The sequence below is a fragment of the Stenotrophomonas sp. C-A genome (assembly GCF_054030835.1).
The window spans coordinates 4,581,594-4,599,020 of sequence record NZ_CM132916.1 but is presented as its reverse complement, the minus strand read 5'-3'; the positions used below and the strand labels follow the sequence as shown (position 1 = coordinate 4,599,020).

At 67.5% G+C, this 17,427-nt stretch carries 13 protein-coding genes; 8 read left to right on the top strand and 5 right to left on the bottom strand.

Annotated elements, in window-relative coordinates:
• Positions 1-57: 57 nt before the first annotated feature.
• The 3 genes from ACW5IY_RS21305 to ACW5IY_RS21295 all read left to right on the top strand — a co-directional run bounded on the left by ACW5IY_RS21305 (position 58) and on the right by ACW5IY_RS21295 (position 4,250).
• The gene (locus ACW5IY_RS21305; protein WP_010482305.1) at positions 58-498 is read left to right on the top strand and encodes a hypothetical protein; all 441 of its coding nucleotides are present in this window, start codon (positions 58-60) and stop codon (positions 496-498) included.
• Between the two features lie 160 nt (positions 499-658).
• Positions 659-919, top strand: a complete 261-nt coding sequence (locus ACW5IY_RS21300; protein WP_010482302.1) for a YcgL domain-containing protein — start codon at positions 659-661, stop codon at positions 917-919.
• The gene (locus ACW5IY_RS21295) at positions 912-4,250 is read left to right on the top strand and encodes an ankyrin repeat domain-containing protein (RefSeq protein ID WP_049435976.1); all 3,339 of its coding nucleotides are present in this window, start codon (positions 912-914) and stop codon (positions 4,248-4,250) included. The genes ACW5IY_RS21300 and ACW5IY_RS21295 overlap by 8 nt, the downstream gene beginning before the upstream one ends.
• Positions 4,251-4,426: 176 nt before the next feature.
• On the opposite strand, the gene ACW5IY_RS21290 is transcribed toward ACW5IY_RS21295, so the two are convergent.
• Positions 4,427-6,205: a monovalent cation:proton antiporter-2 (CPA2) family protein gene (locus tag ACW5IY_RS21290; RefSeq protein ID WP_049435975.1), complete on the bottom strand. Its 1,779-nt coding sequence runs from the start codon at positions 6,203-6,205 to the stop codon at positions 4,427-4,429.
• 345 nt (positions 6,206-6,550) lie between these two features.
• Between ACW5IY_RS21290 and mgtE the strand changes: the two genes are divergently transcribed.
• Together mgtE and ACW5IY_RS21280 are read left to right on the top strand one after the other, a co-directional pair.
• The gene (gene mgtE, locus ACW5IY_RS21285; RefSeq protein WP_049435974.1) at positions 6,551-7,921 is read left to right on the top strand and encodes a magnesium transporter; all 1,371 of its coding nucleotides are present in this window, start codon (positions 6,551-6,553) and stop codon (positions 7,919-7,921) included.
• Positions 7,922-8,006: 85 nt separating this feature from the next.
• On the top strand, positions 8,007-10,733 hold the full coding sequence (locus tag ACW5IY_RS21280) for a bifunctional acetate--CoA ligase family protein/GNAT family N-acetyltransferase (RefSeq protein WP_049435973.1): 2,727 nt from the start codon (positions 8,007-8,009) through the stop codon (positions 10,731-10,733).
• 55 nt (positions 10,734-10,788) lie between these two features.
• On the opposite strand, the gene ACW5IY_RS21275 is transcribed toward ACW5IY_RS21280, so the two are convergent.
• Entirely contained in the window at positions 10,789-11,169 is a 381-nt protein-coding gene (locus ACW5IY_RS21275; protein ID WP_049435972.1) for a YbjQ family protein, read from the bottom strand.
• A gap of 139 nt (positions 11,170-11,308) precedes the next feature.
• On the opposite strand from ACW5IY_RS21275, the gene ACW5IY_RS21270 reads away from it, so the two are divergent.
• Positions 11,309-12,010 (top strand): alpha/beta fold hydrolase, encoded by a 702-nt coding sequence (locus tag ACW5IY_RS21270; RefSeq protein WP_049435971.1) that lies wholly within the window; start codon positions 11,309-11,311, stop codon positions 12,008-12,010.
• Here the strand turns inward: ACW5IY_RS21270 and ACW5IY_RS21265 are convergent.
• Positions 11,973-12,749 (bottom strand): YdcF family protein, encoded by a 777-nt coding sequence (locus ACW5IY_RS21265; RefSeq protein ID WP_049435970.1) that lies wholly within the window; start codon positions 12,747-12,749, stop codon positions 11,973-11,975. The two genes, ACW5IY_RS21270 and ACW5IY_RS21265, sit on opposite strands and share 38 nt — an antisense overlap.
• Positions 12,750-13,058: 309 nt before the next feature.
• Here ACW5IY_RS21265 and ACW5IY_RS21260 point away from each other — a divergent pair, with 309 nt between their 5' ends.
• Positions 13,059-13,451: a hypothetical protein gene (locus tag ACW5IY_RS21260; protein ID WP_239682826.1), complete on the top strand. Its 393-nt coding sequence runs from the start codon at positions 13,059-13,061 to the stop codon at positions 13,449-13,451.
• Between the two features lie 12 nt (positions 13,452-13,463).
• On the top strand, positions 13,464-15,209 hold the full coding sequence (locus tag ACW5IY_RS21255) for an ATP-binding response regulator (protein ID WP_049435968.1): 1,746 nt from the start codon (positions 13,464-13,466) through the stop codon (positions 15,207-15,209).
• 61 nt (positions 15,210-15,270) lie between these two features.
• Here the strand turns inward: ACW5IY_RS21255 and dkgB are convergent, their stop codons facing one another.
• Positions 15,271-16,080, bottom strand: a complete 810-nt coding sequence (dkgB, locus tag ACW5IY_RS21250; protein ID WP_010482282.1) for a 2,5-didehydrogluconate reductase DkgB — start codon at positions 16,078-16,080, stop codon at positions 15,271-15,273.
• An 85-nt stretch (positions 16,081-16,165) separates the two neighbouring features.
• Entirely contained in the window at positions 16,166-17,380 is a 1,215-nt protein-coding gene (locus ACW5IY_RS21245; RefSeq protein WP_049435967.1) for an MFS transporter, read from the bottom strand.
• Positions 17,381-17,427 lie beyond the last annotated feature (47 nt).

The window sequence follows — 17,427 nt, the reverse complement described above, 5'->3', positions numbered from 1 at the left end:
CGCCCCACCGCCGCTGTTCCCGCAACCTACCCGCACCCTCGACAAGGAGATGTTCCGATGCGCCGCACCCTGATGATCGCCACGGCCACCGCACTGCTGGCCCTGGCCTCCACCGCTTCTGCCCGCGATACCCGCGTGGAGCAGTCCCTGCAGGAACTGGTCAGTTCGCAGGCTGCCAAGGACGCCGGCATCGACGGCAGCGTCCGCTTCTACCTGGCCGGCCAGCCGGTGAGCGTGCAGCAGCGCCTGGGCGAAGACGTGACCAACAAGAAGACCAACGCCGCCAACAAGAGCGATGCCGAGGCCTGCCGCTGGGTCGCACTGTCGGCGCTGCGCGCGCTGCAGGACGGCGCCAAGTCGCGCGGCGCCAACGCCGTGGTCGACATCGTCAGCTACTACAAGAAGAACGAGTTCAAGAGCAGCACTAACTACGAATGCTACGCCGGTGCGATCCTCGCCGGCGTCGCGCTGAAGGGTACCTACGCCAAGGTCAAGTAAGCGCCTGCGTGGTGGCGGCCGTGGCTGAACGCCGCCGCCACATTGCTGAACCCCGCCGGGGAAACGCCGTCGATCACGCCGTCATCGTCGGCTGACGGCTTTCCCCGGTGTCGGCTTTCCGACACAATCATGGCTCTTCCCGGGTTATCGTCCCGCGGACATGCACGCCTACGTCTATAAAAGCCAACTCAAGCCGGACACCTACGTCTACGTTCCCCGTCGCGATGATTTCAGCGCGCTGCCTGCGCCGCTGCTCACCTCGCTGGGGACGCTCGCCTTCGTCCTGGACGTGGCCCTGGATGCCCAGCGCCGCCTGGCCCAGGCCGATCCGGAAAAGGTCCGCAGCGAAATGAGCGAGCGCGGGTTCTACCTGCAGGTGCCGCCGTCGGTGGCCAGCCTGATGCCGCGCCACTATGACTGACACGTCCCGTCCGCGCGCCCTGTCGATCGCCTTCGCCGTGGGCGCCGTGCTGGCGCTGGGCGCCGCCGTGGGCGGCGTTCCAGGTGCCATCCTTGCTGCACTGGCGCAGCCGGCGTTCGCGCTGGCGGTGTCGTGGTGGCGGCGCAGCCGCGCGCTGCTGCCGCTGAACGTGGTCGCGCGCCAGGACCTGCCGGCGCTGCTGGCGTTGTGGACGGCAGCGCCGTTGTTGCTGGCGCTGCTGCTGGCCTGGCCGCTGGCCGCACTGCGTGACAGCGGTAGCCTTGCGGCGGTGCTGGGCCTGAGCGTGCTGGTCAGTGCCGGCCTGCTGGCGGCCTGGCGCACCTGGCCGCTGTGGAACGATGTCGAACGCCTCGATGGCAGCCTGGCCCAGCACTGGCAGGCGCTGGCCGGGCGCGACCTGACCGCCTGGCGTGGCCTCGGCGTGGCCGCGCTGGTGATCGCGCTGGCCGCGCTGGTGGTGCTGCCGGCCTGGCCGGGCCTGCTGCCGGAAAGCGCACGCTGGCCCGCCGCACTGGCGGTGATGCTGCTGTCTCCAGTGCTGCACCTGTTGCTGCAGCGGGTCGCGCCGGCACCGCTGGTGTCGCTGCGCGCGAGCCCGTTGGCCACCGCCAGCAACGAGCACGAACCGATGTTCGCCGCCGCGGCCGAAACCGCGCCGCTGGAGGCGATGGCACCGCAGGAACTGACCCCGGCACTGTATGAAGCCGCCCGCCATGGCCGCATCGACCGGGGCCTGCAGCTGCTGCAGGCCGGTGCCGATCCGTATGCGCTGCCGGACCCGAACTGGCGCGACCAGCGCAGCTTGGCGGTGCTGGCGGCAGTGCTGCCGGACCTGCGCCTGCTGCGCGAACTGATCGCCCGCGGCGTCGATGTGAATGCGCCGCACCGGGGCATGACCCCGCTGCTGGCCGCCACCCGCGACAGCTGGCACGGCCGCCCCGAAGCGGTGATGACCCTGCTCGCCAACGGCGCCGACTCGCGTGCCATCGACAGCGATGGCAACACCCCGCTGCACCATGCCGCGCGCAGTTCCGACCCGGGCGTGGCCGCGCTGCTGCGCGATGCCGCCGCCGAAGTCGATGCGTTGAACAACGAGGGCTGGTCGCCGCTGGCGGTGGCCTGCCAGGTCGGCAACTGGCGCCTGGCCCGCTTCCTGCTCGAACGCGGCGCGCGCAGCGAACCGGCCGAGGGCACCCCGGTGCTGCTGGCCGCCGCTGCCACCGAAGATGACGATCCGGCCGGGGTGCAGCTGCTGCTCAAGCACAAGGCGCGCGCCGACGCCCGCGATCGCCAGCGCCGCAGTGCGTTGCATGAGGCGGCGCTGGCCGGCCACGTGGAGATCATCGGCGTGCTGCTCGGCGCCGGTGCCAATCTGGAAGCGCGCGATGCGCTGGGCCGTACGCCATGGCTGGAAGCGGCCCGTGCAGGTCGTGCCGCCGTGGTCGAGCACCTGCTGCCGCACAAGCCGGACCTGGTCGCGGTGGACGGCGAAGGCCGCAACGCGGTGCAGCTGGCGGCGATGGCCGAGGATGTCTCACCGCTGCTGATCAAGCGCCTGGTCGAACTGGGCATCGCCGCCGATGCCGCCGATCCGGTCGGTCGCCGTGCGGTGGACTACGCTGCCGAAGCCGGCCGCTGGGCGATCGTGGCCCTGCTGGACCCGTCCTATCCGTTGCCGGCCGCCGTCAGTGATGGCCTGGCCGAGCGCGGCGAAGCCGCCAGTGCCAGTGGCCTGCTGCCGGACCGTCCGCCGTTGACCCTGCTGCGCGAAGCGCTGGGCTTCGGCAACACCGAAGGCATGGCCGCCCTGGCCAAGCTGTGCCAGCCGGAAGAACTGGGTGGCCTGCTGCTCGATCCGGAACTGGCGCTGGAGCCGCGTGCGGTCGATTGGCTGCTGGCCCACGGTGCCGATCCCTACGTGCGTGACGCCTGTTCCGACACGCCGATGTTCGCGCTGTTGTCGCGCGGCATCGACGCGGTGCCGGCGCTGCAGGTCATGCTGCAGCGTGGCCTGTCGCCGGCTGGCCGGGGCGGGCTGGCGCGCTTCCTCGCCGCGTGTGCGCAGCACGACCAGGCCGCCCGTGGCCTGGAACAGCTGGCACTGGAACTGCTGGAACGTGGCGCCGATCCGTTCGCCGCCTCGCCGGCCGGTGATCCGCCGCTGTCGCTGGCGGTGCGCCTGGGCTGGCTGCGCCTGCAGCAGGCCCTTCTCAAGGCCGGTGTCGATCGCGAAGCGCGCGACAGCCATGGCATGACCGCATTGCATCTGGCCACCGCATTGGCCCGCGAAGGCGCGCTGAAGCTGCTGGTGCAGCACGGTGCCTCGCCGGAAGCCCGTGCCGCCGACGGCCAGACGCCGCTGGGCGTGGCGCTGTCGATTGGTCGCCGCGATCTGGCCGACTGGCTGGACTGGCGGGTGTGGCCGTTGCCGCGCCGTACCCTGCGCGAGGCCGATCTGCCGGCCGCCGCGATGGCCGGTGATGTGGACGCCGTGCGCCGCCTGATCGACCTGGGCTTCGCCGTTGATGCGGTCGACGCACAGGGCTGCACCGCGCTGCTGCGCGCCGCCGGTGGTGGCCATCTGGCGGTGACTGACCTGCTGCTGGCGCGTGGCGCCGATCCGCAGCACGCTGCGGCCAGTGGGGCGACGCCGTTGTCGGCGGCGGTCAGCATGCGCCAGGTGGATATCGTCTCGGCCCTGCTCGACGCCGGCGCCAAGCTGGAACACCGCCTGCCGGGTGGCGTGACCGTGCTGATGCTGGCCTCGGCGCTGGGCCTGCCGGACATCGTCGCGCGCCTGCTCACCGCCGGTGCCGACGTGCATGCCGGTGATGCGCAACAGCTGGGCCCGCTGCACTGCGCCGCGCTGTACGGTTTCAGTGCCCGCGACCGCTCGCGCCTGCTGGCCCTGCTCGACACCCTGCTGCTGGCCGGTGCCGAACCGGACCAGGCCGCTGCCGGTTCGGTGACGCCGCTGCTGCTGTTGCTGGGCGCGCGTGCCGAGCCGGGTACCGCCTGCGACGAGCAGGTGGTGATGGCGGCGGTGGAACGCCTGCTGGACGAAGACGTCAGCCTGGACGTGCGCGACCCGCGGGGCTTCGGTCCGTTGCACCTGGCCGCGCTGCATGGCCTGCCGTTGCTGGTGCAACGCCTGCTGCGCGCCGGTGCCGATCCGGAAGTACGCGACAGCCTCAACCGCAGCCCGCGCGAGATCGCGGTGATGCGTGGCTTCATCGACGTGGCCGGTGAGTTCGAACCGCGCGTGCCGGGCGTTTCGTCGATGGCGCGGTTCCTGCGCGACAACGGCTGAGCCGAGGTCTGCGACATCCACGCGTGGCGTGGATCTACTGCCGGAATCCGCGGTGGGTAGTACCGGCCGCTGGCCGGCAACCTCCTGAAACCTTCGGGATCGCGAGGCTGCCGGCCAGCGGCCGGCACTACCGGGTCCATCTGCCATCGGGTGGGTGCCGACCGTTGGTCGGCCCCCTACTTGCCGTCGCTTTCCGCGTCGGCCTCGAACAGGTGCATCAGGTCGTTGCGTGCGTCGCGCGAGGTCTGGATCACCGCCGCCTCGTCGTCGTACACCAGATACTGGTCGCGCAGCAGCTGTTCGTCGTGCTCGCGGAAGCGCTGCACATGGCGCTCGGCCACGTCCGGTGCCACGCCCAGCGCGGTCAGCACGCGGCCGCTCATCTCCAGGCTGGTGCCGAACACTTCGCGGAACGGCTCGGCCGACATGTCCATCAGGCGCCACGCATGCTGGCGGTTGCGTGCACGCGCCAGCACCGTCGCGTCCGGGTACAGCCGGCGCACCATACGCACCGCGCGCAGGTTGGTCTCGGGGTCATCCACGGTGATCACGAACACATCGATGTGCTCGCCGCCCGCAGCGCGCAGCATCTCCGGCCGGGTCGGGTCACCGTAATACAGCTGGTTGCCGAAGCGGCGCAGGTCGGCCACGGTGTCCGGGTTCGCCTCCAGCGCCACGAACGGCACCTTCTGCGCAGTCAGCAGGCGCGCGATCACCTGGCCGAAACGGCCCATGCCGGCGATCAGTACCTTCGGCCGGTTGTCCGGCGCCACCTTGTCGGCGTCGGCCGGGTCTCGCGGCGCGGCTTTCTCCTGGCCGAGCAGTTTCAGCAGCGCGATCATCAACAGCGGCGTGATCGCCATCGACAGGCCGACGATCGCCACCAGCCGGTCGTGGTTGGCATTGCCCAGCAGATGCGCGCGCTGCGCCTCGTTGAACACCACGAAGGCGAACTCGCCGCCCAGCCACAGTACGCTGCCCAGCAGCAGCGACTGTCGCGAACTGAGTTTGGCGATACGCCCGATCACGTAGAGCAGGCTGAACTTGACCACCAGCAGGATCGCCACGCCGGCAGCGATCAGCCACGGCTCGGCGGCGATGCGGTCCAGATCGATGCCCATCCCCACCGCGATGAAGAACAGGCCCAGCAGCAGCCCCTTGAACGGCTCGATCTGCGCTTCCAGTTCGTGCCGGAACTCCGAATCGGACAGCAGTACGCCGGCCAGGAACGCGCCCAGGCTGGGGCTGAGGCCGGCCTCCTGCATGAACCAGGCGGTGCCGAGCACCACCAGCAAGGCGGTGGCGGTGAACACTTCCGGGCTGCGGGTGCGCGCGATGATGCTGAACACCTTGCGCAGCACCGGTCGCCCGCACAGGATCACCACGGCCAGCGCACCGAGGGCCACGGCGGCGTCTTCCCAGCGCAGGGTCTCGTTCTTCACCCCGCCCAGCAGCGGGATGGCCGCCAGCAGCGGAATCGCGATCAGGTCCTGGAACAGCAGGATGGCGAACCCGAGCCGGCCATGGTCGCTGTTGATCGCCTTGTGCTCGGACAGCAGCTGCAGGCCCACCGCGGTGGATGACAACGCCAGCGCCACGCCCACCACCAGCGCGCTTTTCCATTGGAAATGGTCAAGCAGCAGCAGGCCGCCCAGCACCAGCCCGGACAGCGCCACCTGTGCCGCGCCGGCGCCGAACACCGAGCGCCGCATCACCTTCAGGCGTGCCGGCGACAGCTCCAGGCCGATCACGAACAGCAGCATCACCACGCCGATCTCGGCGGCACCGAGGATGCGGTCGGCGTCCTGCACGAAGCCCAGCCCGTCCGGGCCTAGCACCACACCGGCCGCCAGGTAGCCCAGCACCGCGCCGAAGCCGAACTTCTTGAACACCGGCACGGCGATGACCGCCGCCAGCAGCAGCACCAGGGCCAGTTCCAGACCACCGCTATGCATGGGAATACCTGGTCATCGGGGGAGCCCGCTGTGCGTCCGTTCGGGTGGAGAAAGCGTGGCGAACACCACCGCGCCATTATGCGCGCCGGTCTGTGTACGCACGAGAACAACCTGCGGGGCAGGGTGCTGCCGCGGCGGGACCGGGTTGACCTGCATGGCCCACGGGTCCAGACTGCCCGCCGCTGGCGGCGCGTCCGCCCGCACACGCATCCCGGAGTCCCCAACCCATGTCCAGCGACAGTAGAAGTCGACCTCGTTCGACGCCAGCGATGGCCACCGCCTGACATCGGGACGGTTTGCCTGCGTTGGCGTTGCGCGAGGTCGCACCCCCACAAGGCAAACCCGATGAACCAGAAGCAATTGCTGCGCCCGGTGGCCGATGCCGCCGCACTGGCCGCGCCATTGGCGAACTACAACACCGCCGATGCGGTGGAATTCCTCAACACGCTGGAACTGACCCGCGCTGCGGAAACGCTGGCCGCGCTGCCGTTGCCGCGTGCGGTGAAGATGCTGGAGGCACCGGAACTGCACCGCAGCGGCGAACTGGTGGCCGCGCTGCCGCCGGCACGCGCCGCCGCCCTGCTGGGTCTGATGGCCGATGACCGTGCCACCGACATCGTCCACGAGCTGGACGAGGAAGAACGCGCGCGGCTGATCCCGCTGCTGGGCACCGACGCCCGCCAGGCCATCCAGAAGCTGCTCAGCTACCCGCCGAACACCGCTGGCGCGCTGATGACCACCGAGTACGTGGCGGTACCCGCCAGCTGGACCGTGGCGCAGACCCTGCAGCACATCCGCCAGGTCGAGCGCACCCGCGAGACGGTATACGCGATCTACGTGCTCGACCCAGCCAGCCAGCAGCTGCAGCAGGTGGTGACCATGCGCCGGCTGATCACCGGCCTGCCCGAGGAATCGATCCTGGACGTGGCCCAGGTCAATCCGCCGGTGACGGTGGATGCGCTGATGGACCAGGAAGAAGTGGCGCGGCTGATCCGCCGCCACGACCTGCTGGCGATTCCGGTGGTCGACGACCAGCAGCAGATGCTGGGCATCGTCACCGTGGACGACGTGCTCGATGCGCTGATCGAGGAATCCACCGAGGACGCGCACAAGTTCGGCGGCATGGAAGCGCTGGACAAGCCCTACATGCAGATCGGCTTCTTCGAGATGCTGCGCAAGCGCGCCGGCTGGCTGAGCGTGCTGTTCCTGGGCGAGATGCTGACCGCCAGCGCGATGCAGCACTACGAGGACGAACTGGCGCGCGCGGTGGTGCTGACCCTGTTCATTCCGCTGATCATGAGTTCCGGCGGCAACTCCGGCTCGCAGGCCACCTCGCTGCTGATCCGCAGCCTGGCGCTGCGTGAACTGCGCCTGCGCGACTGGTGGAAGGTGGCCATCCGCGAGATTCCGACCGGCATGGTGCTGGGTGCCATCCTCGGCTGCCTGGCGATCGTGCGCATCGTGATCTGGCAGCTGGGCGGCCTGCATGACTACGGCGAGCACTGGATCCTGCTGGCAATCACCATCGGCGCCGCGCTGGTCGGCATCGTCACCTTCGGTTCGCTGTCCGGCTCGATGCTGCCCTTCATCCTGAAGCGGTTCGGCTTCGACCCGGCCAGCGCCTCGGCCCCGTTCGTGGCCACCCTGGTGGATGTCACCGGCCTGGTGATCTATTTCAGCATCGCCGCGATGATCCTGCACGGCACGCTGCTGTAACAAAAAAGGGGACGGAGGGGATTAAGTCGTTTGTGCCACAAACGACTTAATCCCCTCCGTCCCCTTTTTTGGGTACCGTAGGCGCATGAGTACCTACCACCTGCAGTCTGTGTTCCGTCCGCAGTCGGTCGCGGTGATCGGCGGCAGTCCGCGTGAGCGTTCGGCCGGCCGTGCGGTGATGCGCAATCTGCGCGGCACCGGCTTCCCCGGCAAGGTGGCGTGGATCAACCCGCGGCATGCCGAGATCGATGGCATCCGCACGATCAAGCGGCTGAAGGACCTGGACTGGGTGCCCGACCTAGTGGTGATCACCGCACCGGCGGCGATCGTGCCGCAGGTGGTGCGTACCGCCGCCGAGCGCGGCGTGCAGGCGGCGATCATCCTCACTGCGCACCTGGGCGAAGGCCCGGGTTCGTTGTCCGCACAGGTAGAGGCGGTGGCGCGCAAGCATGGCCTGCGCATCCTCGGGCCGCACTGCCTGGGCGTGATCGCGCCGCACGCGCGACTCAATGCCAGTATCGCCGCACATTTCCCGCAGGCAGGCGACCTCGCCCTGATTTCCGAATCCTCGGCGATCGCCGCCGCGCTGGTGGAGTGGGGCGTAGCGCGCTCGGTCGGCTTCTCCGCGGTGGTCTCGCTGGGCGACACGATGGACGTCGACTTCGGCGATCTGCTCGACTACTTCGCCACCGACTACCGCACCCGCGCCATCCTGCTCTATGTCGAGCAGATCAAGGACGCGCGCAAGTTCATGTCGGCCGCGCGTGCCGCCGCCCGCGCCAAGCCGGTGGTGGTGGTGAAGTCCGGCCGCGCCGAACGCGTGCAGCCGGGCAGTCGTGATACCCATGTGCAGGCACTGGCCCGCGCCGACGACGTGTACGGTGCAGCCTTCAACCGCGCCGGCCTGCTGCGCGTCAGCGCGCTGGACGAACTGTTCACTGCTGCGGAGTCGCTGGGGCGGCTGGGTACATTCCCTGGTCGTCGGCTGGCGATTCTCAGCAATGGTGGCGGTGTCGGCCGACTGGCTGTTGATCAGCTGATCGCACTGCGTGGCACGCTCGCCACTCTGTCCGACAGCACGATTGAAAAGCTCGATTCGGTGCTGCCGCAGGGCTGGTCGCGCAGCAATCCGGTCGACATCGTGGTGGACGCCGATGGTGACCGCTATGCCGCGGCCATCGAAGCGCTGCTGGCCGACAACGAGAACGACGCGGTGATGGTGGTCAACGTGCCCACCGCGTTCACCTCGTCCGCAGACGCTGCGCAGGCGCTGACCCGCACGCTCGGCCTGCGCCCGCGCCATCATCGCGACAAGCCGGTGTTCGCGGTGTGGCTGGGCAACGATGACCAGGCCACCGCCACGCTCAACGCGGCGCGGGTGCCGACCTATCCGACCGAGGCGGAGGCCGTACGTGGCTTCCAGCATCTGGTGCGTTACCGCGAAGCGCAGAACGCCCTGATGGAAACGCCACCCAGCCTGCCGCAGGACTTCAACGTTGACGCGGCGGCCGCGCGTGCCCTGGTTGATGCAGCGCTGGCCAACGGCCAGCAGTGGCTGGACCCGCTGGCCACGCATGAACTGCTCAAGGCCTATGGCATTCCGTCCGCGCCGGTGATGCACGCGCGCGATGCGCACGAGGCGATGGACCTGGCGCAGCCGCTGCTGGAGCGCGGTGCCACGGTCGCACTGAAGATTCTATCGCCCGATATTCCGCACAAGTCGGAAGTGGACGGCGTGCGCCTCAACCTGTCCACGCTGCCGGCGGTGCAGAGCGCGGCCAACGCGATCCTGTCGCGTGCGCGCCAGCTGCGGCCGGATGCGCGCATCGATGGCCTGCTGGTGCAGCCGACCATCGTGCGCCCGAAGGCGCGTGAACTGATTGTCGGCATCGCCGATGACGCGACGTTCGGCCCGGTGATCGTGGTCGGCCGTGGCGGTACCGCAGTTGAAGTGATCAATGACAAGGCACTGGCATTGCCGCCGCTGGATCTGCGCCTCGCCCACGAGCTGATTGGCCAGACCCGCGCCTCGCGCATACTCAAGGCCTACGGTGATGTGCCTGCCGCTGACGAGCGCGCACTGGCATTGGCGCTGGTCAAGCTGGCACAGCTGGCCGCGGACATTCCCGAAGTGCGTACGCTGGACATCAATCCGTTGCTGGTCGACGGCAAGGGCATCCTCGCGCTCGACGCACGTGTGGCTGTGGCGCCGTCGCGCATTCTGCACAAGGGCCGCGGTCATCCGCGCTTCTCGGTGTTCCCGTACCCGAAGGAGTGGGAGCGCACCATCGAACTGTCCGATGGCGGCCGCGCCTTCGTGCGTCCGGTGCGTCCGGAAGACGATGCGCTGTTCCGCGCATTCTTCGCCCGTGTCAGCGACGAGGACCTGCGCCTGCGCTTCTTCCAGTCGGTGAAGCATTTCAGCCACGAGTTCATCGCGCGCCTGACCCAGCTCGACTACGCACGCTCGATCGCACTGGTGGCGATCGAGCCACGCAGCGGCGAAATGCTGGGCGCGGTGCGCCTGCACGCCGATGCCGATTACCACCGTGGCGAGTACGGCATCCTGATCCGCTCGGATCTGAAGGGGCACGGCATCGGCTGGCGGCTGATGGCGATCATGATCGAGTACGCCAAGTGGCTGGGCCTGGACGTGGTCGAAGGCCAGGTGCTGCGCGAGAACAGCACCATGCTGGCGATGTGCCAGAGCCTGGGCTTCAAGACCAAGCTGGACCCGGACGACCCGACGGTGATGGTGGTGACCCTGCCTGTGCAGCAGGTCGAAGTGCCCGACGTGCCGCCGGTGGCGTAATTCCTGTAGAGCCGAGCCTACGCTCGGCTGCTCTTGCGTGCGCTTGGCATCTGCGTCATCGCACCGGCTCCACCACCACCGCCGTGCCATAGCACAGCACCTCGGTCAGCCCGGTCATCACATCGGTGGCGTCGTAGCGCATGCCGATGATCGCGTCGGCACCCAGTTGCCGCGCATGCTTGACCATGTCGCGGTAGGTTTCCTCGCGGGCCTGTTCGCACAGTTCGGTGTAGATGGTGATGTTGCCGCCGAACAGGGTCTGGATGCCGCCGAGGAAATTGCCAACGATCGAGCGCGAGCGCACGGTGATACCGCGTACCACGCCCAGGTTGCGCACCACGCGATGGCCGGGCAGCTCGAAGGCGGTGGTGACCAGCGCATCGTCGAAGCGCAGTGCGGGCGGGGAAGGGGAGCCACTGTTGTAGGGGTCTGCCATGGTCGCGTCCGTATCGCTGCCTTCTGTAGAGTCGAGCCATGCTCGACTGGCTGTGCAGCAGTCGAGCATGGCTCGACTCTACAATGCAACCGCCCGTTGCGGCACGGCTCCGCCACCGTGATGGCGCGACAATACCCCCATGACCAACCGTATCCCCCTGTTGCTGCTCCCCGGCCTGCTCAACGACGCCGAGCTGTGGCGCGCACAGCTGGCCGACCTGGCCGACATCGCCGATTGCACCGTGGGCGACCAGACCCGTGGCGAGAGCCTGCAGGCCGTGGCCGAAGATGTGCTGGCCCAGGCGCCGGAGCGCTTCGCCCTGGCCGGTTTCTCGTTGGGTGGCTTCGTCGCCCAGCAGATCCTGCGCATCGCCCCGGAACGCGTACTGCAGCTGGCGTTGATCGATACCTCGATCCACGCCGACTCGCCGGAACGTGCCGAACAACGCCGCAGCCAACGCGCCAGCGTGCGCCTGCCCGGCAGGTTCCATGGCTTTGGCGATGTGTTGATGCGCAGCTACATCGATGCCTCGCGCTTGGATGATTACGTGCTGGTGCAGCGTGTGCGCGACATGACCGCTCGCTTGGGCGCGGAAGTGTTCCTGCGCCAGAGCGCGCTGGAACGCCGCGATGGCCATGACGTGTTGGCTGGCTACCGCGACCCGCTGCTGATCGTGTGCGGCGCGAACGACCGCATCACGCCGCTGGCAGTGAGCGAGGAAATGCATGCGATGGTGCCGCACTCGCAGCTGGTGGTGGTGCCCGATTGCGGGCACCTGGCCCCGATGGAAAAGCCGGACGAGGTCAGTGCGGCAATGCGTGGGTGGCTGTCTGTGGATTGAAGGGGATCGGTGGCATCGGTGGTTCGTTCCACCCCAGTCTGTTGTAGGCGTGGTAACGAAGCACGCCGATACGTTCGTGCAACATCACCTCAGCCAGCAGCAGGTTGAAGGCCGAGGGGAGCCATCCGGGCGTGGCGCGTAGCCGGTCGCTGGGCAGGCCTTCGGCAATTACGCCGAAATGCTGGAAATAGAGCAGGCTTCGCCTGAGGTGAAGACCCGAGGTCACGATTACCACGCGCGATGGGTCGTGGTGGAGCATCGCGCTGCTGTTCCGGGCGTTCTCCCAGGTGTTGGCGCTGGCATCCTCCTGCTCGATGCGATCCATCGGCACACCCAGACGGACCAGCTCGCGCGCGTAGACGTTGGCCTCGCTGGTATTACGGTTTCGTGAGGCACCTCCGCTCACGATCAACCTGCAGGTCTCGTGCTTCTGCTGGCAGAGCAGATAACGCTGCGCCGTAACCAGCAATCGGCTGTACCCCGCCAGACCCGGGCTGGAGCCCTCGGCATGGTGCTCGATGCCACCGCCCAGCAGCACGATCGTTGTCTTCGGCCGATCTGCAGGTGTCGTGAATGCAGCGCTGGCCTGGGCCCGGTCGAGCATCCACTGCGTTATCGGGCCCGTTGCGCTGGACAAGGCCATCAGGGGCAGCACCGACAGGAGTGCCGCGGTGCGGAATCGGCGTGTGGCGATCAGTGCAGCACATGCCAGCAGAAGAAGAAGGGTAAACGCCAGCACAGTGCACCTCAGGAAAGTTTGAATGAATTCCGATGGCGCGGGGCCTTCGTTGTGTGGATGCTGGATGCCATGGATCTGAAGCGACTGTCACCCTCCGCAAGAGCGGGCGTCATTCTCGGCGGCGTATTGCTTGGATTAGGGCTGGGATACGTGTTTTCCGAACGGTTTCCGGGTTTGTTCGCTCTCATTCATGAGCGGATGCAGTAGCGAATCGGGAAGATGCGTCGTCGCGAATGGCCCTGCACGAAATCGTATTTGGCCGGGAGCGACATGCACGAACAGGTCGCATGCGACATATGGCGGAGACAGATGCACGCAATCGATCGACGTGGCATGGCAGGAACGCAGGCGGCAGGCGCCGATCGCCCTGAGCTTGGCGAGCATTCAATGCTGAAGGTGATTGCTGCGGTGTCACCATGCGAGCTGCCGTCCTTTGTCGCTGCGTTGGATGAAGCGATTGCAAGGTGGAGGGCGGAGTCTGCCTGTACGCCCTGCAGCGATCTGGATGCAGAACTGGCGCGTCTGCACGCGCTCAAGAGCATCACGTCGGCGCTGGGCAGCAGGATGATCGCCAGCGCGTGCGACGACCTGGGTGAGTGCCTTCGATCGGGCGCGGCGGCAGACCACATACGACGCCGCTCCCAAGCCGTGGCGGTAGCTGCGCAACGCCTTCTGCAACGTTCCACCGTTTCTCACAGGTGAAGGAGTCCGGCCATGCCCCATGCACCCCCTGCTCTGCTCGATCTTGGCCCCGACGCACTGCTTCAGGCGGCCCGTTCACTGGAAATGAAACGACTTGCGCTGTTGCTGTCCTGGCTGCAGGAACCGCGTGCCAGCCTGTCCAGAGTGGTATTGCAGGCACTGACCGTGCTGTGGTGCTGGCTCTGGATGGATGGACCACAACCCGTGCTGGCCAACGAGGCGGCGAAGGTGCTGCCTGCGTCGATTGCGCTGCTTGTTGCGTCCGTGGCATGGGCCGCATGGGTGAACCTCCATAAGGATCGCGGTGTGGCATGGCGCGACGCGGTGGGCCTGCTCCTCAGCCTGGTGATGGTGACGGTGCAGGTCGATGCAGCCTTCATTCTTCTGATGACGCTCAATGCAACGCTGCCTTTCCTGGTGATCGCCGCGACGGCTGCCTACGGGCGGAGGGCGATCGCGCCAGCCATCGCTGCAACGGCGTTGGGGCTGCTATGGGCCGCGCCGGAGGGCTATTGGATCTCGCGACCTGCCTACCTGGCCTATGCCCTTGCACTGACGATCCTGCTGCCGGCCGTGGTTGCCTCCATGGTTGCGGCCATGCGCGATATTGCGCTCCGTGCCGTCGCGTCGCGCGAGGCCCAGGGGCGGTTCATCGGAACGATGAGCCATGAGCTGAGGACGCCGTTGAACGCCATCATCAATGGCATCCAGTTGCTGGACATGAACACCGCGACGCCGGTGCAGCGCAGTTCGTTTGCGATGGTGGCCCGGCAGGCAAGAGCGCTGCGGCATCGCATTGATGATGTCCTCGATGTGGCCAGCATCGAGGGTGGAACGCTGCGGCTTCGTCCTCAACCCTGTTCATTGGCGTCCGCTCTCGATGCGATGCGGGAAAGCTGCGCACCGGCTGCTGCGGAGAAAGGTGTACTGCTGACGGTGGAGGACTGCGATCCCGCAGTGTGGATGCTGGTTGACGCAGGCCGGGTCGAACAGGTGATCAGCAATCTTGTCTGCAACGGAATCAAGTTCAGCCCGGTGGGGGGCGAGACCCGCGTGTCCATTGACGCCTCCCGCATCGGTGAGCAATGGCAGGTGCGGGTGACCGTTTCCGACTCCGGGTGCGGTATCGACGAGAGCGACCAGGAGGCGATCTTCTCCCCCTTCGTCCAGGTGAGCGAGGGTGATGCCCGTTGCGAGCAGGGGGTTGGGCTTGGGCTCTACATCGTGCGACTGATTTCCGATGCCATGGGCGCGACGATCGAGGTGGGCCGCAGCACGTGGGGTGGCGCCTCGTTCCAGTGGTGCTTCACCGCTCCTGCCGTGATCGGCGATGCAGCATCACCTTCGCTTGAGGCAGTGTTCAAGGCACATGCGGCGTCGGTACGATCCCTGCATTGCCTGCTGTTCGAGGATGTGGAAACCAACCGGCAGGTGGTCGAGCGGCTGATGGAATGTGCAGGTCATCGACTGAGTTGCCGGCACGACGGGCGCGATGCGCAGGCTGCGGTGGCGTCGCTTGCGCCGGACGTGGTGCTGCTGGACCTTCATATGCCGGGTTGCAGCGGTTGGGACGTACTTGAAGCGGTCGGCTCCAGAATGGACGGTCCGCCCATCCTGGTGATGAGCGCGGACACGCGTCTGCAGGTCATCGAGAGGGCGCGTTCAATGGGCGCTGCCGGCTTCCTGTGCAAACCGTTGGATGTGCACGAGGTGCTGCGGATGCTGCACGAGGTGGTTACGCCGCGGTCCAACCTGTAAAGCAGTGCCGACCAAGGTCGGCACCCACCGGTAGTGCCGGGCCATGCCCAGCGGCCTTTGCTCAATCCCAGGCCGGCGCAATGCCTTCCGGGTTGGCCAGGCGGTGCCCACGATCCAGCTTGGCGATCTGTGCCATGTCTTCGTCGGTCAGGCGGATCGCGGCCGCTTCCAGGTTGCTGGCCAGATTCTCGCGCTTGGTCGAGGACGGAATGACCGAGAAGCCCTGCTGCAGTGCCCAGGCCAGCGCGATCTGCGCGGGTGTGGCCTGGTGGCGGCCGGCAATGGCCTGGATCACCGGGTCCTTGATCACCTCGCCATAGGCCAGGCTCATGTAGGCGGTGATGTGGATGCCGTTGTCCTGCAGGAACTTCACCAGCAGGCGGTTCTGCAGGTACGGATGGATCTCGATCTGGTTGGTGGCGATCGCATCGGCGCCGAGGATCTCGATCGCCTTGCGGGTCTGGGCGATGGTGAAGTTGGAGATGCCGATCGCCCTGGTCAGCCCCTGCGCCTTGGCTTCGGCCAGCGCCGGCAGGTACTCCTCCATCGGCACGTCGACCTTGTCGTTCGGCGAGGGCCAATGGATCAGCGCAAGGTCGACGCGGTCGGTGCGCAGCTTTTCCAGGCTGGTACGCAGGCTGGCCAGCAGCGCATCGTGCTTGAACTCGGAGATCCACACCTTGGTGGTGAGGTACAGATCATCACGCGGCACGCCGGACTCGGCGATGGCCTGGCCGACTTCGGCTTCGTTGCCATAGATCTGCGCGGTATCGACGGCGCGGTAGCCGACGTCCAGTGCATTGCGCACCGAGTCGATCACGGTCTGGTCCTTCAGGCGGAAGGTACCAAGGCCAAAAGCGGGAACAGTCATGGGAAGCTCCAAGGGGGAGGGAGTCGCAAAGGAAAGAGGGTAGGGCAGGTGCCGTATGCATGCCGGCAACGCTGCATTGCATGAATCAATGCGCGGCCACGGCGATGCCATCGGCGCGGTCATCGATGCCGTCGCGGCGGTCCAGGCGGCCGCTGAGCACGGTCAGCGCATACGCGCCCAGCACCACCAGCGCGCCCAGCCACGGCGTGTGCATCAGGCCGATGTTTTCCACCACCAGGCCGCCGAGCGAGGCGCCCAGCGCGATGCCGATGTTGAAGGCGGCGATGTTCAGCCCCGAGGCTACATCAGTGGCCTGCGGCGCATAGCGCTGCGCCTGCTTGACCACATACACCTGCAGGCCGGGTACGTTGCCGAAGGCCACCGCACCCAGTGCCAGCACCGTCAGCAGCATCAACCAGGTGTTGTAGGCGGTGAAGGTGAGCACGAACAGCACGACGGCCAGCAGGGCGAAGATGCGCTTCAGCGCGGGCACCGGGCCCATGCGGTCGGCCATGCGCCCGCCCCACAGGTTGCCGATCGCCACCGACACGCCGTACACAAGCAGCACCAGGCTGACCGCATTGGCGGAGAAACCGGTGACGTCCTGCAGGATCGGCGCCAGATAGGTGAAGGCCAGGAAGGTGCCGCCGTAGCCAAGTGCGGTCATCGCATAGACCAGCAGCAGGCGGGGTTGGGCCAGCACAGCCAGCTGCTGGCGGAAACTGGCGGGCGCACTCTGCGGCACGCTGCGCGGCACGAACAGCAGCGCGCCGAGCAGGGCGATCACGCCGAGGCCGGCTACCGCCAGGAAGGTGGCACGCCAGCCCAGGTGCTGGCCGATGAAAGTGCCCAGCGGCACACCGGTCACCAGCGCCACGGTCAGGCCGGTGAACATGATGGCGATGGCACTGGCTGCTTTCTCCTTCGGCACCACCGCGGTGGCGATGATCGAGCCGATCGAGAAGAACACGCCATGTGCCAGGCCGGTGAGGATGCGCGCGGCGATCAGCGACGTGTAGCCCGGCGCCAGGAAGGCGATGACGTTGCCGACGGTGAACAGCACCATCAGCGCCACCAGCAGGGTCTTGCGCGGCACGCGGCCGGTGAGCGCGGTCAGCACCGGCGCACCGATGGCCACCCCGAGGGCATACAGCGAGACCAGCAGGCCTGCGGAGGGCAGGCTGACCTGCAGATCGGCGGCAATGGTGGGAATCAGGCCGACGATGACGAACTCGGTGGTGCCGATGGCGAAGGCACCGAGGGTCAACGCCAGCAGGGCGAGGGGAATGCCACGGATCATGGCCGGCTCCGGAGGGAAGGAAGGCGCGCAGTGTGCGCGGCGCACCT

Excerpts from the sequence above, each read along its gene's own strand:
- ACW5IY_RS21305 (WP_010482305.1), top strand. The coding sequence starts at position 58 with ATGCGCCGCACCCTGATGATCGCCACGGCCACCGCACTGCTGGCCCTG.
- ACW5IY_RS21300 (WP_010482302.1), top strand. The coding sequence starts at position 659 with ATGCACGCCTACGTCTATAAAAGCCAACTCAAGCCGGACACCTACGTC.
- ACW5IY_RS21295 (WP_049435976.1), top strand. The coding sequence starts at position 912 with ATGACTGACACGTCCCGTCCGCGCGCCCTGTCGATCGCCTTCGCCGTG.
- ACW5IY_RS21290 (WP_049435975.1), bottom strand. The coding sequence starts at position 6,205 with ATGCATAGCGGTGGTCTGGAACTGGCCCTGGTGCTGCTGCTGGCGGCG.
- mgtE (WP_049435974.1), top strand. The coding sequence starts at position 6,551 with ATGAACCAGAAGCAATTGCTGCGCCCGGTGGCCGATGCCGCCGCACTG.
- ACW5IY_RS21280 (WP_049435973.1), top strand. The coding sequence starts at position 8,007 with ATGAGTACCTACCACCTGCAGTCTGTGTTCCGTCCGCAGTCGGTCGCG.
- ACW5IY_RS21275 (WP_049435972.1), bottom strand. The coding sequence starts at position 11,169 with ATGGCAGACCCCTACAACAGTGGCTCCCCTTCCCCGCCCGCACTGCGC.
- ACW5IY_RS21270 (WP_049435971.1), top strand. The coding sequence starts at position 11,309 with ATGACCAACCGTATCCCCCTGTTGCTGCTCCCCGGCCTGCTCAACGAC.
- ACW5IY_RS21260 (WP_239682826.1), top strand. The coding sequence starts at position 13,059 with ATGCACGCAATCGATCGACGTGGCATGGCAGGAACGCAGGCGGCAGGC.
- ACW5IY_RS21255 (WP_049435968.1), top strand. The coding sequence starts at position 13,464 with ATGCCCCATGCACCCCCTGCTCTGCTCGATCTTGGCCCCGACGCACTG.
- dkgB (WP_010482282.1), bottom strand. The coding sequence starts at position 16,080 with ATGACTGTTCCCGCTTTTGGCCTTGGTACCTTCCGCCTGAAGGACCAG.
- ACW5IY_RS21245 (WP_049435967.1), bottom strand. The coding sequence starts at position 17,380 with ATGATCCGTGGCATTCCCCTCGCCCTGCTGGCGTTGACCCTCGGTGCC.